The sequence below is a fragment of the Paraburkholderia sediminicola genome (assembly GCF_046027825.1).
GTDB classification, from domain to species: Bacteria; Pseudomonadota; Gammaproteobacteria; order Burkholderiales; family Burkholderiaceae; genus Paraburkholderia; species Paraburkholderia sediminicola_D.
In genome coordinates this window covers 1-24,306 of sequence record NZ_JAQQDU010000027.1, presented here as the reverse complement: position 1 = coordinate 24,306, position 24,306 = coordinate 1, and the positions used below count along the sequence as shown (strand labels likewise).

At 63.3% G+C, this 24,306-nt stretch carries 21 protein-coding genes; 1 reads left to right on the top strand and 20 read right to left on the bottom strand.

Annotated features, from left to right (window positions below):
* Positions 1-4 precede the first annotated feature (4 nt).
* The 19 genes from PQQ96_RS16675 to flhD all read right to left on the bottom strand — a co-directional run bounded on the left by PQQ96_RS16675 (position 5) and on the right by flhD (position 21,731).
* Positions 5-874, bottom strand: a complete 870-nt coding sequence (locus tag PQQ96_RS16675; protein WP_408293745.1) for a nucleotide-binding protein — start codon at positions 872-874, stop codon at positions 5-7.
* A complete protein-coding gene (gene flhF, locus PQQ96_RS16670) occupies positions 867-2,795 on the bottom strand; it encodes a flagellar biosynthesis GTPase FlhF (protein WP_408293742.1) in 1,929 nt (642 codons plus the stop codon). The genes PQQ96_RS16675 and flhF overlap by 8 nt, the downstream gene beginning before the upstream one ends.
* Before the next feature lie 350 nt (positions 2,796-3,145).
* On the bottom strand, positions 3,146-5,248 hold the full coding sequence (gene flhA, locus PQQ96_RS16665) for a flagellar biosynthesis protein FlhA (RefSeq protein ID WP_408293741.1): 2,103 nt from the start codon (positions 5,246-5,248) through the stop codon (positions 3,146-3,148).
* Positions 5,245-6,456, bottom strand: coding sequence for a flagellar biosynthesis protein FlhB (flhB, locus tag PQQ96_RS16660; protein WP_408293738.1), 1,212 nt, complete (start codon positions 6,454-6,456; stop codon positions 5,245-5,247). The genes flhA and flhB overlap by 4 nt, the downstream gene beginning before the upstream one ends.
* A 316-nt stretch (positions 6,457-6,772) precedes the next feature.
* On the bottom strand, positions 6,773-8,092 hold the full coding sequence (locus PQQ96_RS16655; RefSeq protein ID WP_408293737.1) for a DUF3443 domain-containing protein: 1,320 nt from the start codon (positions 8,090-8,092) through the stop codon (positions 6,773-6,775).
* Between the two features lie 15 nt (positions 8,093-8,107).
* Positions 8,108-8,662 (bottom strand): DUF2844 domain-containing protein, encoded by a 555-nt coding sequence (locus tag PQQ96_RS16650; RefSeq protein ID WP_408293734.1) that lies wholly within the window; start codon positions 8,660-8,662, stop codon positions 8,108-8,110.
* A gap of 295 nt (positions 8,663-8,957) precedes the next feature.
* Positions 8,958-9,668, bottom strand: a complete 711-nt coding sequence (gene cheZ, locus PQQ96_RS16645) for a protein phosphatase CheZ (RefSeq protein ID WP_408293731.1) — start codon at positions 9,666-9,668, stop codon at positions 8,958-8,960.
* A gap of 1 nt (position 9,669) precedes the next feature.
* Positions 9,670-10,065 (bottom strand): chemotaxis response regulator CheY, encoded by a 396-nt coding sequence (gene cheY / locus PQQ96_RS16640; RefSeq protein WP_074281865.1) that lies wholly within the window; start codon positions 10,063-10,065, stop codon positions 9,670-9,672.
* A 117-nt stretch (positions 10,066-10,182) separates the two neighbouring features.
* Positions 10,183-11,271 (bottom strand): protein-glutamate methylesterase/protein-glutamine glutaminase, encoded by a 1,089-nt coding sequence (locus tag PQQ96_RS16635; RefSeq protein ID WP_172310544.1) that lies wholly within the window; start codon positions 11,269-11,271, stop codon positions 10,183-10,185.
* 5 nt (positions 11,272-11,276) lie between these two features.
* A complete protein-coding gene (cheD, locus tag PQQ96_RS16630; RefSeq protein WP_408293729.1) occupies positions 11,277-12,047 on the bottom strand; it encodes a chemoreceptor glutamine deamidase CheD in 771 nt (256 codons plus the stop codon).
* A complete protein-coding gene (locus PQQ96_RS16625) occupies positions 12,044-13,051 on the bottom strand; it encodes a CheR family methyltransferase (RefSeq protein ID WP_408293903.1) in 1,008 nt (335 codons plus the stop codon). The genes cheD and PQQ96_RS16625 overlap by 4 nt, the downstream gene beginning before the upstream one ends.
* 204 nt (positions 13,052-13,255) lie before the next feature.
* The gene (locus tag PQQ96_RS16620; protein ID WP_408293727.1) at positions 13,256-15,130 is read right to left on the bottom strand and encodes a methyl-accepting chemotaxis protein; all 1,875 of its coding nucleotides are present in this window, start codon (positions 15,128-15,130) and stop codon (positions 13,256-13,258) included.
* A gap of 59 nt (positions 15,131-15,189) precedes the next feature.
* The gene (gene cheW / locus PQQ96_RS16615; RefSeq protein WP_054038497.1) at positions 15,190-15,720 is read right to left on the bottom strand and encodes a chemotaxis protein CheW; all 531 of its coding nucleotides are present in this window, start codon (positions 15,718-15,720) and stop codon (positions 15,190-15,192) included.
* A gap of 51 nt (positions 15,721-15,771) precedes the next feature.
* On the bottom strand, positions 15,772-18,099 hold the full coding sequence (cheA, locus tag PQQ96_RS16610; RefSeq protein ID WP_408293724.1) for a chemotaxis protein CheA: 2,328 nt from the start codon (positions 18,097-18,099) through the stop codon (positions 15,772-15,774).
* 96 nt (positions 18,100-18,195) lie between these two features.
* Complete coding sequence (locus PQQ96_RS16605) at positions 18,196-18,573, bottom strand: response regulator (protein WP_408293721.1); 378 nt, start codon at positions 18,571-18,573, stop codon at positions 18,196-18,198.
* An 84-nt stretch (positions 18,574-18,657) separates the two neighbouring features.
* On the bottom strand, positions 18,658-19,665 hold the full coding sequence (gene motB / locus PQQ96_RS16600) for a flagellar motor protein MotB (protein ID WP_408293718.1): 1,008 nt from the start codon (positions 19,663-19,665) through the stop codon (positions 18,658-18,660).
* A gap of 21 nt (positions 19,666-19,686) precedes the next feature.
* Positions 19,687-20,547, bottom strand: a complete 861-nt coding sequence (gene motA / locus PQQ96_RS16595) for a flagellar motor stator protein MotA (protein ID WP_073427790.1) — start codon at positions 20,545-20,547, stop codon at positions 19,687-19,689.
* Positions 20,548-20,798: 251 nt separating this feature from the next.
* Positions 20,799-21,359, bottom strand: a complete 561-nt coding sequence (gene flhC, locus PQQ96_RS16590; protein WP_408293715.1) for a flagellar transcriptional regulator FlhC — start codon at positions 21,357-21,359, stop codon at positions 20,799-20,801.
* A 51-nt stretch (positions 21,360-21,410) separates the two neighbouring features.
* Positions 21,411-21,731, bottom strand: a complete 321-nt coding sequence (gene flhD, locus PQQ96_RS16585) for a flagellar transcriptional regulator FlhD (RefSeq protein WP_408293713.1) — start codon at positions 21,729-21,731, stop codon at positions 21,411-21,413.
* A gap of 708 nt (positions 21,732-22,439) precedes the next feature.
* On the opposite strand from flhD, the gene PQQ96_RS16580 reads away from it, so the two are divergent.
* The gene (locus PQQ96_RS16580) at positions 22,440-23,504 is read left to right on the top strand and encodes a glycosyltransferase family 4 protein (RefSeq protein WP_408293710.1); all 1,065 of its coding nucleotides are present in this window, start codon (positions 22,440-22,442) and stop codon (positions 23,502-23,504) included.
* 293 nt (positions 23,505-23,797) lie between these two features.
* On the opposite strand, the gene PQQ96_RS16575 is transcribed toward PQQ96_RS16580, so the two are convergent.
* Entirely contained in the window at positions 23,798-24,100 is a 303-nt protein-coding gene (locus PQQ96_RS16575) for an H-NS histone family protein (protein WP_054038506.1), read from the bottom strand.
* Positions 24,101-24,306: the final 206 nt, after the last annotated feature.

Below are 24,306 nucleotides of genomic sequence, written 5' to 3'. Positions count from 1 at the left end.
CCTCTCAGGCGTGCTGCACGGACGGTTGGTCGGCGTGTTGCGCCGCTGTAACTGTCGCAGGCGCCATCCAGGGCGCTTGCGACGACATCGCTGGCCGCATCGGCCAGTACTGCAATTCGGCGGCGAGGTGACGGAAATCGCGCGCGGCCGGTGTCGATGGGAAGGCATCGACGACACACCGCGACAACTCCAGGGCTCGCGCCATCCGCGCATCGGCGGCAATGCAACCGGCGTCTTCCAGCGCCACGGTCAGGTAGCGTCCGGCCACGCCGGCGAGGTTGGCAAAAGCGGTATGCGCGTCGTCCACGCTCTGCACGTGGTTCACCAGCACGCGAAACTGCGCGGTAGCGTGTGCGTAGTGCAGACGCTTCATGCAGGCGTATGCCTCGGTGATCGCTTGCGCGGCAACCCTTGTCACGATCATCACGTCGTGCGCCTGCATCGCGAGGGGCGAAAGGTGGCCGTGCTGGTCGAGTTGCGCATCGATCAGCACGATGTCGGCGGAACCGCGCAACACCACGCTGAACTGCGCGGCCGTGTGGCCTTCGCGGTTGTGGCGCGAGGCGGCCAGCACGGAGAAGCCCAGTGCGTGGCGCGCGGCGGCATCGTCGAGCGTCATCTCGCCGCGCATCACCGCCGCGAAATTGCCTGCGCCGCGCACGCCGCCAAGCATCGCGCTCACCGATTTCTCGCCGAGACACTCGTCGATTACCAGCACGTCCTTGCCCTGCTGCGCGAGCGCCGCGGCGAGGTTCACCACCGTCGTCGTACAGCCGACGCCGGCCGAACCACCCATCACCGCAAGCACGCGCGAGCCGCTTCTCGCCAACAGGCGCCGCAGTCCTTCTGCCTGGTCGGAGATGAGCTTATCCAAAGCGGACCTCGTGCAATTCGGCCGTCGACCGCGCGGACAGCGCGGACAGCAACCCCGGAATATCGTCGTCGTGCGGCACGAACGGGGAGTTGTCGCGCGGAATGCAGAACGCGCTCTTGATCAGGAATTTTTTCGTCGCGACGTACAGGTTTTCCGGCACTTTCTGACCGGTCGACACGTAGTGCACCGGCAGCTTGTAGCGGATCACCGTATCGAGCACGCCGCCCAGATTGGTGGCTTCGTCGAGCTTGGTCAGAATGCAGCCGGCGAGCGGCTGTTGATCCGGCGCGCGCTGATAGGCCTGCACGACTTCGTTCAAGGTGTCGCCGTGGCTCGTCGCGTTGAGCAGCAGCAGACGCTGCACCGGCAGGCCGGCGCGGCACAGCATCGCGATCTGGTCGGACACCAGGCGGTCGCGCTGGCTCATGCCGATCGTGTCGATCAGCACGATGTGCTTGTTGCGCAACTCGGAAAGCGCGAGCTGCAGATCGGCGCCGTCTTTCACCGCGTGAACCGACACGCCGAGGATCTTGCCGAAGATGCGCAGTTGTTCGTGGCCGCCGATCCGGTAGCTGTCGGTCGTGAGAAGCGCCACCTTGTTGGCGCCGAAGCGCATCACGCAGCGCGCGGCGAGCTTGGCGGTGGTCGTGGTCTTGCCCACGCCCGTCGGGCCCATCAGCGCGAACACGCCGCCGCGCTCCATCAGCGCGTCTTCGTCTTCCATCACCGGCAGGTTCGATTCGAGCACCGAACGCACCCACGCCATGCCGCCTTCCATGTTGTCGACGTCGTCGGGCAGGTTGTCGACCATCATCTGCACGAGCTGCGCGGAGAAACCGGCGGCGAACAGGTGCTTGGTGAGTGCGGCACGCGTCGGGCTGCGGCGCTGGCGATCGCCCCACAGGAGGCCGGCGAAGTGTTCTTCCATCATCCCGCGCATCGACGACAGCTCGCTCATCACGGTGTCGTTGACGACCTGCTCCATGCGCACCTTGATCGCTTCGGCGACCGATGCGGGCGTGCGGGCGTCGTCGCCGGTGGGCAGCGACGGTGCAATTTTCTGAGCGGCGCGGCGCGCGGCGAGTTGCGCGGCTTCGCGAGCCCATTCGGGCGTATCAGTGTGCGGCGCGGCTGCTTGGGCAGCGGCCTGGTGCGAAGGCTGCGAGGTCGCCTGTGCAGCGGGCTCGACTGCGGCGCCGAGGCCCTTGGCCATCGCGGCGGCCGGCGTCATCGCGGCGGGACGCGCGCTGTACGCGCCTTGCTGCTGCTGTTCGGCCGCGATGCGGCGAGCGTGATCGATCAGCCAGGGATTCGATTCAGCCATCGTGCGCGGCGCATCGGCGGCAGGCGCTGCCGGCACGCCGGCGGCTTTGAGCAGATCGGCGCGGATGTCTTCGGAGAGACGCGTCGCCGCAGCGCGGGCGCTAGGCTGCTCAATGCTGATCGGTTGCGACGGCGATGCCGCAGCCGGAGCGGCCAGCGCTGCTTTAGGCGCATCCGGCAGCGCGGCCTTCGGCGCGGCGGGCGCGGCGGGCGCGGCTGGCTTCGCGGCTGAGCTCGACGACGTGCCAGCGGCGTTCGACGACAGGTTCTCGGTGCCCGCTTCGGGACTAGCGCCGAACACCGACGAGAACACATCGGGCATGCCGCTCGCATACGGATTCGCTTGCATCATCGGATTGGCGCGCGGTGCGCCGAGCGCGGGCTGTTGTCCGGCCAGTGCATTCATCGGCGCGCCTGCTCTACCGCGCGGCGCCTTCGGCGTGATGGCGGCGAGGTCGCTGTCGGCCAGTGCCACGATCTCGACGCTGCCGTCGTCCATCGTGTGATTGGACAAAACGACGGCATCCGGGCCCAAGGCTTCGCGCACGAGACGCAGAGCATCGCGACTGGTAGCACCGACAAATTTACGAATGTTCAAGCTGGACCCCCGATGAGCTAAACGGACTTACGGACTAACGGACCGGCAACCTACCGCTTCCCATTGAGACCATTATTGCGAAAGCCGTCGAGTGACGATCGATGGATAAAGACCGTTAAAGGTGGGCAATTCGGGCGATGGAAACGCGCCGCAAGTCCCGCGCATGGCGGTTTTAAACGGGCTCTTCGCGCTCGCCTGGCAGCACTTGCGCGGGCGAAGCATGACCTTCGCCGCCCGCTTGCGGCATGAAAAGTTAGGCGCCGAAATGAAAACCGGCGCTCGAGGAGCGCCAGCGGAAACCATCAGTCTGGAACACCTGCGGCCAACTATCGGACGTAGCCGCGCGGGGCTTACCCATGCGCCCCGATCAGATTCACCACCTTGATGTTGCGGGTATCGGGCACTTCCGCATAAGACAGCACCTTCAGCTGCGGCAGGCTGCGGCGCAGGAAGCGCGCGAGCATCGGCCGTAACGCATGCTGCACCAGTAGCACTGGCGCGAGCCCAAGGTTCTGCTGACGCGTCATGGCCTTCTGCGTTTCGTTCAGCAGCGTATGCGCGAGGCCCGGTTCAAGGCCCGGATTGGCGCCGGTAGACAGCGCCTGCGACAACACCCGCTCCAGATTCGAATCGAGGCCCATCACCTGCATGTCGCCCACGCCCGGGAACCACTGCTGCGTAATCGCGCGACCCAGTGCGAGACGCACGGCGGCGGTGAGATCGTGCGCGTCGGTGACCTTCGGCGTGTGTTCGGACAGGGCTTCGAGAATCGTGCGCATATCGCGGATCGGCACGCCTTCTTCCAGCAGGTTTTGCAGCACCTTTTGCAGCGTGGTGAGCGGCAGCGACTTCGGCACCAGATCGTCGACCAGCGACGGCGTGTCCTTCTGCATCCGTTCCAGCAGCGCCTGCACTTCGCGGCGGCCGAGCAGTTCGGACGCATGCGTGACCACCAGGTGATTCAGGTGCGTGGCCACCACCGTGCTCGAATCGACCACCGTGTAGCCGTACACCTGCGCCTGTTCGCGCAGATTCGTATCAATCCAGATCGCCGGCAAACCGAACGCGGGATCTTGCGTCGGCGTGCCCGGCAGCGCAGCGGACACCTGCCCCGGGTTGATCGCCAGCCACTGCCCCGGATACGCTTCACCAACCCCCACTTCGACGCCCTTGAGCGCAATGCGATAGCCGTTCGGCCGCAATTCGAGGTTGTCGCGGATATGGATCACCGGCGGCAGGAAGCCAATTTCCTGTGCGAATTTCTTGCGGATGCTCTTGATCCGTTTGAGCAGTTCACCGTCCGAGTTCCTGTCTACGAGCGGAATCAGCCGGTAACCCACTTCGAGGCCGAGCGTGTCGATCATCGTCACGTCGTCCCAGCTGGCTTCGGTGTTTTCCACCGGGGTCATCGCGGCCGGTGCGACGTCGACGAGCGTCGCGCTGTTCTTGCGATCCTCGCTGCGTTTCTTCATCGTGCGGCCGAGCTGGATCAACCCGCCACCGAGAACCAGAAACGCGAAGTGCGGCATGTTCGGAATCAGGCCCATCAGCACGAGAATGCAGCCCGTGATCACCAGCACGCGCGGGTTCGTGAAGAGCTGCCCAGTCAGTTGCGTACCAATGTCTTCGTTGGTCGCGACGCGCGAGACGATCACACCGGCCGCCGTCGAAATCACCAGCGACGGAATCTGTGCGACGAGGCCGTCACCGATCGTCAGCAGCGTGTAGGTCTTGCCCGCGGACGCGAAGTCCATGCCGTGCTGCACCATCCCGACGATCAGGCCGCCGAAGATGTTGATCACCATGATCAGCAAGCCGGCGATCGCATCGCCGCGCACGAACTTGCTGGCACCGTCCATCGAACCGTAGAACTCGGCTTCCTGGGAGACTTCCAGACGGCGCTTGCGGGCCTGATCTTCGTTGATGAGGCCGGCGTTCAGGTCGGCGTCGATCGCCATCTGCTTGCCGGGCATCGCATCGAGCGTGAAGCGCGCGGACACTTCCGCGATCCGCCCCGCGCCTTTGGTGATCACCATGAAGTTGATGACCATCAAAATGACAAAGACGACGATACCGACCGCGAAGTTGCCGCCCACGAGGAAGTGACCAAACGACTCGATCACCTGGCCCGCTGCATCCGGGCCGGTATGACCTTCGAGCAGCACGACGCGTGTGGACGCGACGTTCAGCGACAGGCGCAGCAAGGTCGAGAACAGCAGCACGCTCGGGAAAGCGGCAAAGTCGAGCGGCTTCATCGTGTACATGCTGACGAGCAGCACCATCACGGAAAGCGCGATATTGAAGGTGAACAGCAGATCCAGCAAAAACGGCGGCAACGGCAGAATCATCATGCCGAGGATCATGCAGATCAGCACCGGCCCGGCGAGGGCGCGCAAATTGGTGCCGCTCAAGGCATCCGGCCGTCGGGACAGGAATCCGACGCGAGCGTTCATGCGGAAGCTCCTGAAGTGTCGTCGTTAGCGGGGTTAAGCGTGTCGGCGGCTTCCTGCTCGGCTTCATCGTCCGATACACCGCCCTTGTCGAGGTCCGCCGGCACGTCGAACTCGGTCGGTGCGACCGGCGCGACGCCGCCTTCGGTGTTGAAACGCCGCAACTGATAGACCCACGCGAGCACTTCGGCGACCGCGCCATAGAGCGGGCCGGGAATCTCACGGTTCAGTTCGACGTTGTGATACAGCGCACGCGCGAGCGGCGGCGCTTCGAGCAGCGGCACGTTGTTTTCGGCGGCAATTTCGCGAATCCGCGCGGCCACCAGGTTCACGCCCTTGGCGACCACCTTCGGCGCGCGCATCTCGCCGTCGGCGTACTGCAGCGCGACCGCGAAGTGCGTCGGGTTGGTCACCACCACATCGGCCTTCGGCACCTGGGTCATCATGCGGCGGCGGGCAATGGCACGCTGTTGCTGGCGAATCCGGCCTTTGACGTGCGGATCGCCTTCGCTTTCGCGGTGTTCGCGCTTCACTTCTTCCTTCGTCATGCGCAGTTTCTTGTGGAACTGCCAGAGTTGATACGGCACATCGAGCGCGGCCACCACGAACATGCCTGCCACCGTCATGCCGCAGCACACCGCGATCAGATGCACGGTGTTGGCGAGCGCAAGCTGCAACGGCTGGGTGGCCAGCGCGAGAATCTCCTCGCGGCGATTCCAGAGCGCCGAGCCGCCGATGCAGCCCACCACCAGCGTCTTCGCGAGCGACAGGCCGAGCTGAACCGGTCCGTTGATCGAAAATATCTTGCCAAGCCCTTCGATCGGATTGAGCCGGTTGAACTTGGGCTCGAGTCCTTTCGAAGACAACTGCCAGCCGCCCAGCGCCATCGGCGCGAGCAGGGCGGCGGCGCCGGTGAAGGCCAGAACGGGTAGCAGCACATACAGGCCTTCGCGGCTCGCTGCGCCCGCGCCGATCATCATGCGGCGGGTTTCGAACACGCTGGCGTGATCGAACGTGAAGGCCGCGCGCAGCATCCCCTGCAGACGCTCGCCCATGCTGCCGGACATCCCCCATACGCCGAAGAATCCCGCTGCCAGCAGCGCAAACGTCGACAGCTCCCGCGAACGCACGATCTGCCCTTCCTCACGCGCCTTTTGCAGACGCCGGGGAGTGGCTGATTCGGTTTTTTCGAGGTCGCTATCCTCTGCCACAAAGACTCTCCAGTCGGCCGAGGCACGACGCCTCTTTCCAGTGAGAGCGATTATTCCCGCTCGACGCAAGCGCTGATCGACGGATAAGGGCGGAGAAAGGGGGGTATTTCGAGAGATGGGGCGGCTGGTGAGCCGCCCGGTGGGGCTTGCTGGTGGGGGCGGGGCGATTGAGCCCAGGCGACAAGGGTGCGGGCTACGGGTGGCTGACCAAGGGCCGACTGGCTAATCGTGGCAAGCGGTGCCGGCTACGGGCCAATGGACACCCGCGCGATTTCGCGCGGGTGTCCAACCAGCTCCTACGCCTGCGTTGTGCGGCTCAGAAAAAGCCGACGTAAGGCGCCTGACCGCCGTTCGCCGTCTGATCGAAACCGTAGTACACGTGACGGCCATAGAAGAACGGCAAACCGAGATCGAAGCTGCTGCTGCCGCCGATCTGCCCGGCCAGATCGTTGAACGCATAGTTGCTGGTGCTGCCGAACAGCGTCGATGCGCTGAGGATGCCGATGCTGACGCTCGCTGTCGTGCTGTTCTGGCCAGCCAGCGTGATCGACCGGGTTTGCGCGGACGACGGGCAATAGAACCCGGGGTAATTACTGCCGCACAGCGCGATCGAGCTATCGGCGAAGAAATAGGCGTTCGAACCCGAATCGAAGAACGCCTGCACCGTCGTGCCGTTGTACACACTGTTGTTCATGTCGCCGTAGCCGTCGGTGGCGAACGTCTGCGCGGGCGCCAGCGCATTGTTCGACTGCGTGCCGATGCCGAACACCAGCGTGCCGGTGGCCGAAGACTGTCCGGTATTCGACACAGGCGGCAACTGCACGATCACGCCATTGTTGTCGACCGGAAAGTTAGCGACAGGATTGGCCACCTGCTGGTTGAGCGGCACCGTGGCGCGGGTACAGGAAGTGCCGCCCGGACACGAGAAGTAATTGCTGTAGTTGACCGCAGTTGACGGGGTCGAGCAGGTGGTGCCGCAATCGGTGAGCGCTGTGCCGATGCCGAGAATACCGTTGGCGCCGAGATCGCTGACCGTGTTTTCCGCCGAACCGCTGCCGCAACCGCGCGACGGCACGGTGCTCGAAGCCAGGTCGCCGATGATCTGTATCGGAATGGCCGTGCTCGTCGTCTCGCCTGTCCCCGTCTGGTTAAGGATCTGCACGGTCGCGGTGCGCACTGTGCCCCACGTGTAGCCGTCCGCGAAGGTCGCGCACTCGGCGAGTTGCGCGCCGCTGGCCACGGAACTGACTGGCAACGCACCAAGCAGCGATTGATTCAGCACCGAGCCGACCACACGCAGCCCGAACGAACCAGTATCGACCTGGATGTTATTGATGATCTGACAATTGGTGGTCGAACCGGGCGCGCAGACGGTCACGCTAACCGTCGGAATATTGATGACGCCATTCGTCCCCACGCCGACCGTGATCGGCACGGTATTCGCTGCGGTCGAGGCGGTCGGCTGCTGGGTCGGGCTGGCCGGCAGCGAGCCGCCGTTCAGCGTGCTCGACGAATTGTTACTGGAACTGGAGCTGCCGCCACCACCGCCGCATGCGGCCACCAGCGACACCAACGCCACGGCCACGACGGCCTGCATCCAGCCCCTGAGCTTCACAGCACTTTGCATGGTTCGCATCGTTCGTCTCCGCCCTTACTGGATGTCGGAACCGCTGACGCCGGCAGGCAACGCCGGCGGCAACCAGGCCTGACCGCTGAACGCGCCCATGTGACCGCCGGAACGGACCACGAGGCTGCTCTGGTCGACCGCAACCGGGCCACGCCCGCCTCCGCGCGCCGCGCGCACGGCATTTACGCCGGCGACATACTGCGGGAAATAGCTGCCAAGCAGATCGTTGAGATCCGGCATTTGCGGACCACGCCACGCAATACCGAAGACCGAACCGTCCGCGGCGAGGTATTCGCGTACAACCGTGCCGTTGCCGAACGTCGTTTCACGAACGGTGTAGGACGCGGAAGCTGAGGCGCCCGAGGTGGAAGAAGCAGCGCTGGATGCTGAATGCATCACGCTTTGAGTCGCCGTTGCCGAACCGGCGCCGGGCTGTACGGTGTGGGAAGAAACCGACGCATCCGCAGGCGGCGTCATCGGTGTGCCGCCCAGTGCCGCATGAGCGGACTGCACGGCTGACAGCGAACAGGGTAATGCTAGCGCCATAACGAACCCGGCGCGACGTACACGACTCCACATGACAAGGCTCCTCCCGAGCTGCTGCTGCTCGGCTCGCACCTCGTACGAACCGGCCGCATGTATGCAGATCATACGGCACGGCTGCGGTCGCACTCAGAAGGGATGCCTCACCGTGCCACCGACCGGTGCCTGTCTCTCACCGGAACACCGTGCCGCTGCTTGAGTTCGTAGTATGCCTGTGGTTTGTGTCGGCAGACAGCAAGCGCACGCGGGAGCGTGGCTTGCTGCACATACCGATCCGGCGACCCGGCGGTCCGGCGATCCGGCCTCGCGCCCTTCTCGGGCGGCCCGCCGGTCAGAAGCCGAGGCTCGCCAGCAGATCGTCGACCTGCGACTGGTCCTGCATCACGTCCGTCTTGCCTTCCGGATTGATCTGCGGACCATTCAGCAGATGTTCGGGGCTGCCGGTGGACGACGGCTCAGCCGCCAGTGCCGCCGCATTCGCCGCGAACTGCTCGCGCCGCTCGAGCGCGATGTTCTCGACCAGCACGCCGAGCAGCTGCTGCTCGATCAGGTACACGACATCCGTGATCTTCTTGATGACCTGGCCGGTCAGATCCTGGAAGTCCTGCGCCAGCATGATCTCCATCAGCTGCGCGTTGGTCGCGCTCGTCGCTTCGGGCACGCCGCGCAGAAAGGTCCGCGTATCGTTCATCAACGCGCGCACTTCTTCGCGTTCGATCGGCGCCGCGTACCACTGCTCCCAACGCGCGTCGAGCTCACCCGCGTCCTGCTGCAATTGCGTCTGGATCGGCTTGGCGATTTCGATCGACGACAGCACGCGCTCGGCGGCCTGCTCGGTCATGTTCGCGATGTACTTCAGACGGTCGCGAGCATCGGGTACGGCTTCCGCCGCACGCTCGACATGCTTGTCGAGCCCGAGCTCACGCATCGAGTCGCGCAGCGTGCGCGTCAGTTGTCCGATACGGGCGAGGATGCGGTCGGACGCGAAGTCGCCGATCTCGTTCGCCGCTTCGGCGCCTTGCGCGTTGGTCGGCAAATTCACATCAGCTCCCGGCTTTCGCCATCTTCTCGAGAATCTTGTTGAGCTTCTCATCGAGCGTCGCGGCCGTGAACGGCTTGACGACATAACCGCTCGCGCCGGCCTGCGCCGCCGCGATGATGTTTTCCTTCTTCGATTCGGCCGTCACCATCAGCACCGGCAGATGCGTCAGGTGGGCGTCGGCGCGGATTTCCTTGAGCATGGCCAGACCGTCGAGGTTCGGCATGTTCCAGTCGGAGATCACGAAGTCATACGTGCCGCCGCGCAAACGCGCGAGGCCGGCCTGACCGTCTTCCGCCTCGTCGACGTTCGAGTAGCCGAGCTCTTTGAGCAGGTTGCGAACAATCCGACGCATCGTCGGAAAGTCGTCAACGACCAGAATCTTCATTCCCTTATCCATTTCATTCCCTTTGCTTGATCCATGATGCGGCGCATGACCGCCAGTTCTGTTAGGCCCTTGTCGACCGGCGTTACTTACTCCGGCCCCATGCCTGGCGCTCGCCGTCAGGCCCGCGCATCATACCCGCTGTACGCGGTCACCCATTGACGACAGACGCGCCATCACGCGACGGCTCATTTCCGGCAGCGACGCAATTTCGTCCGCGGCGCCAAGCGCAATGGCTTCGCGCGGCATGCCGAACACGATACAGCTCGCTTCGTCCTGTGCGAGGGTGTACGCCCCCGCTTTTTTCATCTCCAGCAGTCCGGCGGCGCCGTCGCGCCCCATCCCCGTCAGGATCACGCCGACCGCGTTCTTGCCCGCGTGCTGCGCGGCCGAACGGAACAGCACGTCCACCGACGGACGGTGACGGTTGACCGGCGGTTCGTCCGACAAATGCGCAATATAGTTCGCGCCGCTGCGGGCCAGCAACAGGTGAGCGTGGCCGGGCGCGATATACGCATGCCCCGGCAGCACGCGTTCGCCGTGCTCTGCCTCTTTAACGGTAATCCTGCACAAACCATTAAGGCGTTGCGCAAAAGATTTTGTAAAACCCGGCGGCATATGCTGCGCGATCAGCACGGCAGGCGCATCCGGCGGCAGCGGCACCAGCACTTCGCGGATCGCTTCGGTGCCACCCGTCGACGCGCCAACGATGATCAGCTTCTCGGTACTGAGCAGCGGATTGTTGAAGAGCGGCGCGGCGGCGGCGGGCGCATGCGCGGCATGAGCGGCCGCGTGCTGCACCGGCGCGGCCTGGCGCACCCGTGCGCGGGCCGCGGCGCGAATCTTGTCGGCGAGCTTTTCCGAGTAATCGAGCATGCCGTCGCGAATCCCGACTTTCGGCTTGGTGACGAAGTCGACCGCGCCCAGTTCCAGCGCGCGCAGGGTGATTTCGTTGCCGCGCTCGGTCAGCGACGACACCATCACGACCGGCATCGGCCGCAGACGCATCAGCTTCTCAAGGAAGTCGAGGCCATCCATGCGCGGCATTTCGACGTCGAGCGTCAGCACGTCCGGATTGTGCTGCTTGATGAGATCGCGCGCGACCAGCGGGTCGGGTGCGGTCGCCACGACCGTCATGTCCGGCTGGCCGTTGATGATTTCCGTCATCAGGCTGCGGATCAGCGCCGAATCGTCGACGCACAGTACTTTGATCTTTTGCACAGCGCTCACGCCTCCTCTGTAGTTCTGGCGTTGTTTGAATTAATCGGGCGCGGGCTTGCGCCGAACAGTTCGATGCGCGGCTTCGCGGCGCCTGCGCCCGCACTGCCGCCTGCCGCGCCGAACAGTTCGACCTTGGGCCGCGTGGCAGCCGGGGCCGAGAACAGCTCGACCCGCTTGCGCGCCGCCGCGAGCCGCTCGGCACGCGCTTCGGCACTTTGCCGCATGAGCGCCTGTTCGCGCTCGGCCACCCCCGCTTCCTGCTGCAGGCGTAACTTCTTCACCATCACCTGGCCGGTGCGCGGCATGAAAGCGACCTTGCGCGGATGCGAACCCTGCAAGTCTTCGGCGACGATGCGGATCTTTTCGAGCGCCAGATAGCGGCGCACGAATTCCGAATTGCGGTCGCCGATGTTCATCGTCGTCATGCCGGCCAGCACCGCGCCGCCGCCGAACACCTTGGCTTCGAAACGCTCGCGCCGGCCACCGGCCTTGATCAGTTCGTTGATCAGCACTTCCATCGCGTACGCGCCGTAGCGCATCGAATCCGACGCGGGCTGGCCGGCGTCCGCGCCGTCGTCGGGCAGCATGAAGTGATTCATGCCGCCGATGCCCGCAGTACGATCCTGAATGCAGGCCGCGACGCACGAACCGAGCACGGTGACGAGCACCATGTCTTCGTTCGTCGTGTAAAACTCGTTCGGCAACAGCTTCACGCCGGGGCGCTGGAAGTGGTTGTCGAAATAGAGATTGGTGGCAATCGGGAGGCTGCTGCTCATGCGGTCACCCCGTTGGTCGTTGCGCTGCCGGCATGGCTCGCATGGTTCGACGAGCGGGCCGGCGTGCGCGCGGCGGCACCTGCGTCGCGCGTCAGCTCATAAACGGTCTGGCCACGCAGCTTGAACGCCTGCGTCACATAGGTGAAGTTTTCCGAGTGGCCGGCAAACAGCAAACCACCCGATTTCATCAGCGGCTCGAAGCGCGCGAGCACCTGCGCCTGCGTCGGCTTGTCGAAATAGATCATCACGTTACGGCAGAAGATCGCGTCGAACTGCGAACGCAACGCGTAATCGCGGTCGGTCAGATTCAGTTGTTCGAAGCGCACCATCGCGCGCACTTCCGGGCGCACCTTGACCATGCCGGCGTGCGCGCCGGTGCCTTTCAGGAAGAAGCGCTTGAGCCGCTCGGGCGACAGATGCTTCACCTGGTCGAACTGATACATGCCGGCTTCGGCTTTCGCCAGCACTTGCGTGTCGATGTCGGTGGCGAGCACGCTGGCCTGACGCGCGCCGCTGTCGCCGAGCGCTTCGATCAGCGTCATCGCGATCGAATACGGCTCCTCTCCGGTCGAGGCTGCCGAGCACCACACGGAAACCGGCTGCGCGCGGTGCGGCACGAATTCGGCGAGGATCGGAAAGTGATGGGCTTCGCGGAAAAACGCGGTCAGGTTGGTGGTCAGCGCATTGGTGAAGGCTTCCCACTCGGCCGGATCGTTTTCCGCTTCGAGCAGATCGAGATACTGCTTGAAGGTCTCGAGACCACGGGCGCGCAGCCGGCGCGCCAGACGGCTGTACGCCATGTCGCGCTTGTGATCCGACAGCGAAATGCCCGCACTGCGATGAATCAGATCGCGAATGCGAGCGAAATCCGCCGACGTGAATTCGAAATCCCGTCCTTGCTCGCCGGATCTAGCCGGTTCCGCCCGCTCCGGACGTGCCGGTTGCGGACGTGCCGGTTGCGGACGTGCCGCTTGCGGAAGTTGCTGTGCGCGCGTTGCCATTATGAGAGTTCCTGCCTGCAATACGAGCCATCCCGCTTGTCACCAGAAGGATTGCTTCTGGCGAAAGGGATTGTGTTCGCGGGGTCGCGCCCGCCCGCGAGTTCTGCCAACACGCAATCGGCCCGCGACACGCCTTGTAAGCGTGCTTCGATGATTCGCCCCTCATGGAGCGAGATGCCGAATGACCGCATGTCGTTGTGCCACTTCCTAGAACGTTTCCCAATCCGCGTCCGATCCTGCCGTCGGCGCGCTTGCTGCGGCCGGACGAGCTGGGGATTCGGATGCGGCGCGGGCTGTCTTCGGTTTGAGAGCCGGTTCGATACGAGCGGGGCCGGCGCCATGAGTGGCCGAAGCCGGTGCTGCATGGGTTGCCGCGTGGGTTGCCATGTTTGCTGCCGCATTTGTTGCCGCTTGCGACGCCACCTTGGCGGGCTGCACGTGCCTGGTGTCACGCTTACCATCGCGCTCGCTGCCGTTCGCGCGTGCCGCAGCCTGCGGACGCGCCGCCACGGTGCTGCGCGTCTGGCCCCCGGCCACCTTCCACCCGTTCACCACTGTTTGCAACTGGCGCGTCTGCTCTTCGAGCGATGCCGCCGCAGCCGCAGCCTGTTCGACCAGCGCGGCGTTCTGCTGCGTCACCTCGTCCATCTGCACGACCGCGCGGCTCACCTGTTCGATCCCGCCCGACTGCTCTTCGGAAGCCGCGCTGATTTCGCCCATGATGTCGGTCACGCGGCGCACCGCCTGCACGATCTCGTCCATCGTGGTGCCCGCCCGGCCGACCAGCACCGAGCCGCTTTGCACCTTGTCGACCGAGTCGCCGATCAGTTCCTTGATTTCCTTCGCGGCGCTGGCGCTGCGCTGCGCGAGGCTGCGCACTTCGCCTGCGACCACCGCGAAACCACGCCCCTGTTCGCCGGCCCGCGCGGCTTCGACCGCCGCGTTCAGCGCAAGAATATTGGTCTGGAAGGCAATGCCTTCGATCACGCCGATGATGTCGACGACCTTGTTCGAACTGGTCGCGATATCCTGCATGGTTGTGACGACCTGGCTCACCACGTCACCGCCGCGCGTTGCGATATCCGACGCGCTGACGGCCAACTGGCTGGCCTGGCGCGCGTTCTCGGCGTTCTGCTTCACGGTGCCCGTCAGTTGCTCCATGCTCGACGCGGTTTCCTGCAGCGAAGCGGCCTGCTGTTCGGTGCGTTGCGAGAGATCGGTGTTGCCCATGGAGATTTCGCGCGCGCCGGTGTCGATCGATTCGGTGCTGCTGTGAACCGCCCTCACCATCGTCGCCATGCTTTCCTGCATCCGCTTGATGCCGGCGAAGAGACGGCCGATTTCATTACGGCTGAACACGTCGATCTGCTCGGACAGATCACCGGACGCGATCCGTTCGAAGCATGCTGTCGCGTCGTTCAGCGGCTGCACGATCAGGCCGCGCAGTGCGAAGCGGATGCCCACCACCATCAGCAGCGCGAGTACGGTGACGCCGATGATCAGCGTGGTCATCAGCGAGATGTTCGACTGCGCGCTATTCTGCTGATCCACTGCGCCTTGCTGCAATGCCTTGATGACCGCCGATGCCGCGCCGTCGTAGGCGATGAACATCGGGCTGATCTTCGTATCGGCGATCGCGTGATAGGCGGCCATGTCGTTCGCGTTCAGGGCCGCGAACTCCGGATCGACGCCGTCATGCATCACCGTCGCGCGCTTGGCGGCCACGTCGTCGAGAAGCGCCTGATCGATGCCGTTTTTCGGCGCATCGAGATACATCTGCCAGCTCTGATTGCCTTTGGTCAGCAATTCCTGCGCGCGATCGATCGCTTTCTTCGCTTCGTCCGCGTTGCCCGCGGCCGACAGCACGTTGAAGCGGTCCACCGCGAGACGCGAACGCAACAGGTACGCCGACGCATCGTCGAGCGCGTGAATGGCGACCAGATCGCCGCGCGCGATACGGTCGAGCGACTGGCTCGCGCCGTTCAGCGCGGTTAGACCAAGCGCGCCGACCACGACGGTCAGCGCAACCAGAATGATCCCCACCACCGTCAGCGATGTGCGAATCGACCACCTGCTCAGCATCTTGGCGCTCCCTGTTCCATCTGTCTTTCGTACTAACGCGTATTGATACGTACTGACGCTTAGGCGCTGAGCGTTTCGATCAGCGCCATTTCGCGGCTGGTCATCAGTTTCTCGATGTCCATCAGGATCAGCATGCGGCCATCGACGGTGCCCAGCCCCGTCAGGTACTCGGTCGTCAGCGTCGCGCCGAATTCCGGCGCCGGCATGATCTGGTCGGTGGCGAGCGTCAGCACGTCCGACACGCCGTCCACCACCATCCCGACCACGCGGTGCGCGACGTTCAGGATGATCACGACGGTCTGGTGGTCGTATTCGACGCGGCCCAGATGGAACTTGATGCGCATGTCGACGATCGGCACGATGATGCCGCGCAGATTGATCACGCCTTTGATGAATTCAGGCGCATTGGCGATACGCGTCACGTTGTCGTAGCCGCGGATTTCCTGCACCTTGAGAATGTCGATGCCGTACTCTTCGGCGCCGAGCGTGAAGACGAGGAATTCCTGACCGCCGGCGTCTGCCTGCTGCGCGTCGCGGCGACCATTCGTCGCGTTCGCGACGCTCGAATTGATGGATTGAACTTCTGCCACGTTAGCCCCCAAACGGTTGGGATGAAATAAATTGAGTGAGTGTTGCGGATGTCATGCGAGGCTCATCGCACCGTGCGCATGGCGCGTTTCGCGATTCAGCGCCGCCACGTCCACGATCAGCGCGACACTGCCGTCGCCGAGAATGGTTGCGGCGGAAATGCCGTGCACCTTGCGGTAATTCGTTTCCAGATTCTTCACGACCACCTGCTGCTGTCCCACCAACTCGTCGATCAGCATCGCAAAGCGGCGCCCTTCGGTTTGCATGATGGTGACGATGCCTTGCGTCGGTTCCTGCTTGGCGCCTTCGACAGTAAAGACTTCGTGCAGCGCGACGAGCGGCAGATATTCACCACGCACGCGCACCACCCGCTCACCGTTGGCAACCGTATAAATGTCCTCGGCTTGCGGCTGCAGCGACTCCATCACGAAGTTCAGCGGCAGAATGAAAATCTCGTTGCCGACCTTGACCGACATACCGTCGAGAATCGCCAGCGTGAGCGGCAGAACGATTCGCGTGGTGCTGCCTTTGCCCGCATGCGAGGTGATCTCCACGTGACCACCCATCGACTGGATGTTCCGCTTCACCACGTCCATGCCGACGCCGCGGCCCGAGACGTCCGTGACCTGCTCCGCCGTCGAGAAGCCCGGCAGGAAAATCAGGTTCCAGACTTCTTCGTCGGACATCGTTTCGCTGACCTGCATGCCCTGCTTGGCCGCCTTCGCGAGAATCTTGTCGCGGCGCAGACCGGCGCCGTCGTCGCTCACTTCGATGACGATGTTGCCGCCGTGATGCGCGGCTGACAGCACCAGTTGGCCGGTCGAATCCTTGCCCGCCGCACGCCGCGCTTCCACGGTTTCAATGCCGTGGTCGAGGCTGTTGCGCACGAGGTGAGTCAACGGATCGATGATCCGTTCGATGAGGCTCTTGTCGAGTTCGGTCGCCTGACCGAAGGTGACGAGTTCCACTTCCTTGCCGAGTTTCGCCGCCAGATCGCGCACGAGACGCGGGAAGCGGCTGAACACGTAATCCATCGGCATCATGCGGATCGACATCACCGCTTCCTGCAGGTCGCGGGCGTTGCGCTCGAGCTGCGCCATGCCGTTGAAGAGCCGGTCATGCAAGGCCGGATCGAACGTACTGGTGGTCTCGGCCAACATCGCCTGCGTAATCACCAGTTCGCCCACCAGGTTGATCAGCTGATCGACCTTCTCGACGCCGACGCGAATCGAGCTGCCTTCCGCGCCGGCTGCTGCCGCGGCCGGGCGCGCCGCCTTGCGGTCCTGCTCGGTGGCCGCCGCAGTGCTTGCCGCCGGTGCACTGCTCGCTGCTGCGGGTGCAGCCACGGCAGGCGCCGGGGTATTCGCCGCGCTCGAGGCCGAAGCTGCCGAACCGTCGGATAGTCCATGCGTGGCGGCCGCTTGAGCGGGCGCAGCGGTGTGGGCCACCGGTGCCGACGATGCTGCGTGCGCCGCCTTTACTGCGGGCGCCGTCTGTGCTGCTTGCGCCGGGGTCGAATCGGCAGCGTCCGGCGTTCCAGGTTCGCCTTGCTGCGTCTCGTCCGCCGGTGCGGTGCCCCGGCCGATCGAGATCTGACTTTCGTCGATCACGAAACAGCACACGGCAATGATGTCGTCGGCGGTTACATCGGTCTGGAGCCACAGCGTCAGATCGCCGCCGCTCTTGAGCTGCCCGACGATGTTGCCCAGGTTGCCGAGCTCTTCGGCCAGCAGTTCCTGGTCCTTCTCACCTACGCCCCGTAGCGTAATTTTCAGATGTGGGCCGGCGGCGCCACCTGCGTCGCCCGCGCCCGCGGCTTGCCCGGTCTGTGCCGGTTCGCCGCCAGTCCATTCATCCGCCACCTGCACCGCCTGTTCGACGACGTGCTCGGGCGGGGTGCCGCCTTGACCTGCTGCTTGTGTTGCTTGTGCTGCTACTGGTGCCGCTGCCGGCGCTGCAACCGCGGCTTGAGCCTGTGCGGCGTCGAGGCTGCTTTCCGCATGCAACTGTTCGAGCTTCGCGCAGATCGCGCGGGCGAGCGCCGCATCCGGCTCGGCGCTCGCGCGGTAGTCAGCGAGCTGGCCCGACAACACGTCCTTGGTTTCGAGGAACGTGTCGATCATGTCCTTGCGCAGCACGAGTTCGTTATTGCGTGCGCGGTCAAGCAGCGATTCGAGAATGTGAGTCGTTTCCGTCAGTGCGGTAAAACCGAACGTCGCCGCGCCCCCCTTGATCGAATGTGCCGCGCGGAAAATCGCCGCGAGGTCTTCGGGGTCCGGGTGCGCGATATCCAGATTGAGCAGCAACTGCTCCATCTGCGCGAGCAGTTCGTCCGCTTCGTCGAAGAACGTCTGATAGAACTGAGTGATGTCGAGTGTCATGCCTGGGTCACCGCGAGAGTTCCTGTCTAGGCTTGGGCTGCCGTGCCGCCGCGTCGAAAGCTTCTATAACTTGTGTAAAGGGGCGCTAAGAGGTGCTCATGCCTCGCCTGGTTCGGCTAACGCCGCCACCAGTTCGGTCAGCATGTCGGGGTCGAGCGGCTTTTCGATCCAGCCAGTCGCTCCCGCGGCCCGCGCCGCCGCCTTGAACGGCTCGCCCGATTCCGTCGTGAGGACGAGGATGGGCGTAGCCTGGTAAGCGGGGTTGCCGCGCAGTTCCGCGATCAGGTCGAGGCCGGTCTTGCCCGGCATGTGCTGGTCCGTCAGCACGAGGTCGAACGACATGGCGAGCGCATTTTCGAGCCCTTCATTGCCGTCCGCCGCGAGCGTCACTTCATAGCCGGCCGTCGTCAGCGTTGCGGCGAGAATTTGCCGCATCGATGCCGAATCGTCGATTGCCAGGATGTGCCTGATCATGAAAACCTCGCTGCACTTACGCGTTGGACCGCCTGGCCGTCCGCGCCACCTGGGCGCATGGACCGGCCAGCCGGCCGCTATCTGTTACTGGGGTGCCGGCGCTACCGCAGGCACCTTCGGTGCAACCGTCACCGGTTGCGCAAGTCTTTGCAGCAGCGGCTTGGAGCCGGCTGCATCGTCCGACAAGGTGGTCGTGGTGGAGTCGTCATGGTCAAGCGCCTCCTCCGACTTCTTGTTCAACACGATGATGCTGATGCGGCGGTTTTCCGGGTCCATCGGGTCCGCCTTGTTCAGGTTCTGCGTCGACGCGAGGCCGAGCACGCGCATCACCTTCGCTTCGTCCATGCCGCCGGCGATCAGCTCACGGCGCGACGCATTGGCGCGGTCCGCGGACAATTCCCAGTTGCTGTAGCCCTTCTCGCCGCCGGCGTACTGCGCGGCGTCGGTGTGCCCTTGCACGATGATGCGGTTCGGTACGTCGTTCAGCGTGTGGCCGATTTCGCGCAGGATGTCGCGCATGTACGGTTCCACCACATCTCTCGCGGTCGCGAACATCGGTCGCTTTTGCGAGTCGACGATTTCGATACGCAGGCCGGTCAGCGTCGAGTCGATGCGGATCTGCTGCTTGAACTGGCGCAACACCGGGTTCGCTTCGATCGCGGCCATCAGCTTGACCTGCAGATCGTGCAGACGGACCTGTTCGCGGCGCTCCAGATCGCCCTGCGACTGCTTGACCGAGTCGTCGTCGTTGTGTGAGGCGGTGTGCTCGGCGCGCGCGATCGAGCCGTCGGTGCTGCGCGTCACACCCTGTGCGTCGGTCGAAATATCGCGGCCGCCGCCCTTCAGAATGCTCGAGTCCTCGGCGCTGCGATCGCCGCCCCACAGCGTGATCTTCAACGGCTGGTTGAAGTAATCGGCGATGCCCTTCAACTGCACGGTGGAGGCCGAACTCAGCAGCCACATCAGCAGGAAGAACGCCATCATCGCGGTCATGAAGTCCGCGTACGCGAGCTTCCACGCGCCGCCGTGGTGGCCTTTCTTGGCCGGCGCGGAGCGCTTGACGACAATGGCGCGGTCTTTGTCCTTGCTCATCGAATCGGTTCCCGGCGCCCGTTACTTGGCTTTGACGCGGCGCACGTGCTCTTCGAGCTCGGCGAACGACGGGCGCTCAGTCGAGAAGAGCACCTTGCGGCCGAATTCGACGGCAATCGCCGGCGCATAGCCATTCAGGCTGGCGAGAATCGTCACCTTGATGCACTGGAACATCTTGGTCGACTCGGTCACGCGCTGTTCGGCGACGCTCGCGAGCGGCCCGATCAGCCCGTACGACAGCAGAATCCCGAGGAAGGTACCGACCAGCGCCTGAGCGATCATCTCGCCGAGGACCGCAGGCGGCTTGTCGGCGGAGGCCATGGTGTGCACCACGCCCATCACCGCGGCCACGATCCCGAACGCCGGCATCGCGTCGCCGACCTTGTTCAGGGCGTGCGCGGGCGCCTCGCCTTCCTGGTGATGTGTCTCGATCTCCTCGTCCATCAGGCTTTCGATCTCGAACGCGTTCATGTTGCCGCCGACCATCAGACGCAGGTAGTCAGTCAGGAACTCGATGATGTGCTTGTCGGCGAGGATCTTCGGATACTGGGTGAAGATCGGGCTCTTCGACGGATCGTCGATGTCGGCTTCCAGCGTCAGCGTGCCTTCCTTGCGCGCCTTGGCCAGCAGGACGTAGAGGAGCGCCATCAGCTCCATGTAGACGTCCTTGTTGTACTTCGCGCCCTTGAACAGGGTTGGAATGACGCGCAGCGTCGCCTTGATCGTCTTCATCCCGTTGCCGAGAATGAACGCGCCGACGCCGGCGCCGACGATCATCAGCACTTCGACGGGCTGCAGCAGCGCGCCAAGATGGCCGCCTTCCAGCGCGTAACCGCCGAAAACGGACAAAAGCGTCACGAGTGTTCCCACGAAAATCAGCACTGCCGAGCCCTCACAAAGAAGCGACGGTGACCGTCGTTAATCTGGTTTACGGCAACGGAGCAGAAAACTTTGGCGGAAAAGCGGCTCGTCGCTCCGGTGTAAACCAGAGGCGGGTTAAACCGGGCCGGCCTGGTCCGGCACCGGCCGGTCGGTCGGGAGAGCCCGCCGGAAGGCGCGATCGACGCGTGTAACGGCGTGTGCGACCGCGCGTGCCTGCGGTTGCGAACCGTGGGCCGGTGCCGCCCTGTGGCTCAAACCGCCAGTGCGGCGAGGTTTTCGCGGGCCCGGGCGTCGGCAAATTTCTTTGTCTTACCCGCGCGCGAAGGCGGCTGGCACAGCCCGCAGACGAAGGCGTGCTGCGGATCGTGCGCATGCGCGACAAAGTGTCCGCCGCACCGGCAGCAGGTGGTCATTTGCAGCATTCCGGAGTCGAAGAAGCGCACCAGCGTCCAGGCGCGCGTGAGACTGAGCACGGGTTCGTCGTCGTGCAACTGGACATGTTCCAGATAGAGCCGGTAGCTCTTCACGATCGACTGGATGGTCTGACAGCCGCCATGGCCGGCCATGAAACGGTAGATGTTGTAGAACAGCGATGAGTGAAAGTTCGGCTGCCAGGTCATGAACCAGTCGGTCGAAAACGGCAGCATGCCCTTGGGTGGCGACACCCCTTTCAGCTCCTTGTACAGCTTGATGAGCCGGTCACGCGACAGGCTGGTTTCAGCCTCCAGCAATTGCAAACGCGCACCAAGCTCGATCAGTTCGATGGCCAGGGTGATTTCCCTGACTTCCTGCACAACACTTTTAGATGCCATCCGCTTGCATTTCCCCCGTCCTGATCGCTTTATTTGAATTACATGCGGCCATCAGCCGAGTTGCTCGACTGGCTGGCTAGCCATCAGGATCGCGGAATGCGCCTGAGCCACGGCGCTGGATTTGCCTTTGTCCGCAAGGGCGGACAGCACGGCATGGTCATCGAAACGGAAACGGCACAACACCTGGCTGGACGCCGCCAGCTTCACGGTCTGCGCCAAAGACAGATTGGCGAGCACATCGGCTAACTGGTCCGAAATCCCCATGCGAAACATGCCCATCGGCTTGTCTTCGCGCAGCAGACGCTGAGCGAGCAGGAGATAAGACAGGTTGACTTCTCTGATCTCATTGAGCATTTCGCTTGTCGCGCTCATGATTCCCCCGGGGTGTATCTGGCTGGTCAGGCCGTTACGGAAACGTTTGCTCGAACGCGCGCACTTAAACCGCACGAATCGGCTCGTTTCTGGTCTTGCGTGCATTGTGTCGAAAGGGGGAGCGGACGAAAATCGGACAGACACCCAGCCTGCCTGACGGATTAATCCGTCATTCGTGTAGGAATTTTTCCTACACGACAGCGGTCAGAAACAGGGCTTGGCAGGCGAAGCGGCGCGCAGCTTGGGGCTCACGATGCGCTTTGGATCATTCTTCAGCAGAAATGTGAACCGAATGGTGAGTCCTGAACGACTCACGGTCCGCACCTTGCAGCGGTGAGAAAGAATTATAAGACGTTTTCACTTCTGCGCAACGCGCGTGGTGTAGGGCCAGCACTCCAGTCCCCGGGACCGTCCCTTGCTGGTATTGCCTTAGCGTCTGGCGGCCGACCCAGTCGTGCTTCCCGAGAACCGGAACAGTCCGCCTGCCGACCTGTAACGCATCATGTTTCGCGCTGTAACAACATTAAGTGTTTGAAAAATAACTCGAATTAGCGCGGCCGATCCTGATAATGAAGCTAAGGGATTACCCGATGCAGGTTCGGAGCACCCCCGGGCGGCGGCTTACCGCGCCCAACCGTCCGTCAGGCATTCGCTCCTCGCTCTACTCGAGCGCCGTTGTGCGAAGCCGTTTTGAACAGGAGAAAACGCATGCGAATCGCACAAATTGCGCCGCTGTACGAAGCTGTCCCGCCGAAACTCTACGGAGGCACCGAACGTGTCGTCTCGTATCTGACCGAAGCGCTGGTCGACCTCGGTCACGACGTCACGCTGTTTGCGAGCGGCGACTCGGTCACCTCCGCCAACCTCGACGCCTGCTGGCCTCGTGCGCTGCGGCTCGACCCGACGATCCGCGATGCGCTGGCTCCCCATGTCCTGATGATGGAAAAGGTGCGCAAGGTCGCGCATGAGTTCGACGTGTTGCACTTTCACCTCGACTACATGCCGTTCCCGCTCTTCACCACCATGGACACGCCGTTTGTGACAACGCTTCACGGCCGCCTGGACTTGCCGGAACTGCAACCGGTGTTCGACGCATTCTCAAATGTCCCGGTGGTGTCGATTTCGGATTCGCAGCGCGCGCCGCTGCCGCAGGCCAACTGGCTGAACACGATTTACCACGGCCTGCCGGAACAGTTGCTCACGCCGCAGACGCACAAAAAACCGGAATACCTGGCGTTCCTCGGTCGGATCTGTCCGGAGAAGCGCGTCGATACAGCTATCAAGATCGCTGCACAAAGCGGTTTGCCGCTGAAGATCGCCGCCAAGGTGGACAAGGTCGACCAGGAATACTTCAAGAAGGAAATCGAACCGCTGCTCTCCATGGCGCACGTGGAGTTCGTCGGCGAGATCAACGAGGCGCAGAAGCCTGAGTTCCTGTCAGGCGCCAAGGCGCTGCTGTTCCCGATCGACTGGTCGGAGCCGTTCGGGCTTGTGATGATTGAATCCATGGCCTGCGGCACGCCGGTGATCGCGTACAACCGCGGTTCGGTGCCGGAAGTCATCGACCACGGCGTGACCGGCTACATTGTCGAGGACGTTCAAGGTGCGGTGGCCGCGCTGCAGCGTCTGGACGAACTGTCGCGCACCGAGATTCGCGCGCAGTTCGAACGCCGCTTCAGTTCGAAAACGATGGCTCAGAATTACGTTGACGGCTATTCAGCATTAATCGAAGCGACGCGCCGCCCGATGTTGCGCCAGGTCGCGATGGGGTAAGCGACGCGCTTAAAACGGCTGACGCGTTTTATGCGCTCAGCCGCTTAAGTCGTCCTTCTGCCGCTTACGCCGCTTTCCGATTCGCACGCCAGTCACGCGTAAATTTTCCTGGTGAATCGTTTGCGCGAGCGGTTACCCAGAGTTAACCCGCTTCTACTACGGAAAAGCCGCCTCTCAAGGGCGGCTTTTTTAATACGGGCGCGGATGCGCTTCCATCCTGGATTAGCACGGCGGCCATAAACAACCCGCCACCGGCCAACCTTCAGTTAGCTTTCGCCTGGTCAACACGGTATTCAAACCGCGCCAATCAGAAAGCGTTCGCGATTTTTGCCGACAATCCACTTTGGCGGTTTGCCGCGCCCGCTCCAGGTATTGCCCGATTTCGGATCCTGGTACTTGGCCGGCAGCGGTGCCTTCTTCGGCGGACGTCCGCGCTTGGCGGCGACGGCAAAGCCTAGATCTTGCGCGGTGAGACCGTATTCAGCGATCTTTTGGCGGATGTCGGCGACGACGTTGTCGACTTCAGTACGACGGGCTTCGTCTGCTTGTGCCTGCAATTTGGCGATCTGCGCCTTGAGGTCTGCATATTGAGACATTTCGGTTCTCCCCTTTTCTAGAACTCATTCGCTCGCAGACTAGCTGCAATTATAAAAATTCGCAATGGACAATAATACCGATTTAGGAAGATTTCATCTGATAATTATTAAGCGTCGATGAATTGTAAAACGCCATCTTTATCAGGTAATAATAGGTAAAGGCGGCTCCACTTTGACAATTCTTGACACCTGATTTTGGAGTCTTT

What these genes read in the sequence shown, in the direction of transcription:
- cheD (WP_408293729.1), bottom strand. Translation starts at nt 12,047, where the DNA reads ATGAGCAGCAGCCTCCCGATTGCCACCAATCTCTATTTCGACAACCAC.
- flhD (WP_408293713.1), bottom strand. Translation starts at nt 21,731, where the DNA reads ATGAGCGCGACAAGCGAAATGCTCAATGAGATCAGAGAAGTCAACCTG.
- PQQ96_RS16655 (WP_408293737.1), bottom strand. Translation starts at nt 8,092, where the DNA reads ATGCGAACCATGCAAAGTGCTGTGAAGCTCAGGGGCTGGATGCAGGCC.
- PQQ96_RS16575 (WP_054038506.1), bottom strand. Translation starts at nt 24,100, where the DNA reads ATGTCTCAATATGCAGACCTCAAGGCGCAGATCGCCAAATTGCAGGCA.
- PQQ96_RS16620 (WP_408293727.1), bottom strand. Translation starts at nt 15,130, where the DNA reads ATGCTGAGCAGGTGGTCGATTCGCACATCGCTGACGGTGGTGGGGATC.
- PQQ96_RS16605 (WP_408293721.1), bottom strand. Translation starts at nt 18,573, where the DNA reads ATGATCAGGCACATCCTGGCAATCGACGATTCGGCATCGATGCGGCAA.
- cheA (WP_408293724.1), bottom strand. Translation starts at nt 18,099, where the DNA reads ATGACACTCGACATCACTCAGTTCTATCAGACGTTCTTCGACGAAGCG.
- cheY (WP_074281865.1), bottom strand. Translation starts at nt 10,065, where the DNA reads ATGGATAAGGGAATGAAGATTCTGGTCGTTGACGACTTTCCGACGATG.
- motB (WP_408293718.1), bottom strand. Translation starts at nt 19,665, where the DNA reads ATGAGCAAGGACAAAGACCGCGCCATTGTCGTCAAGCGCTCCGCGCCG.
- PQQ96_RS16580 (WP_408293710.1), top strand. Translation starts at nt 22,440, where the DNA reads ATGCGAATCGCACAAATTGCGCCGCTGTACGAAGCTGTCCCGCCGAAA.
- PQQ96_RS16650 (WP_408293734.1), bottom strand. Translation starts at nt 8,662, where the DNA reads ATGTGGAGTCGTGTACGTCGCGCCGGGTTCGTTATGGCGCTAGCATTA.
- flhA (WP_408293741.1), bottom strand. Translation starts at nt 5,248, where the DNA reads ATGAACGCTCGCGTCGGATTCCTGTCCCGACGGCCGGATGCCTTGAGC.
- flhC (WP_408293715.1), bottom strand. Translation starts at nt 21,359, where the DNA reads ATGGCATCTAAAAGTGTTGTGCAGGAAGTCAGGGAAATCACCCTGGCC.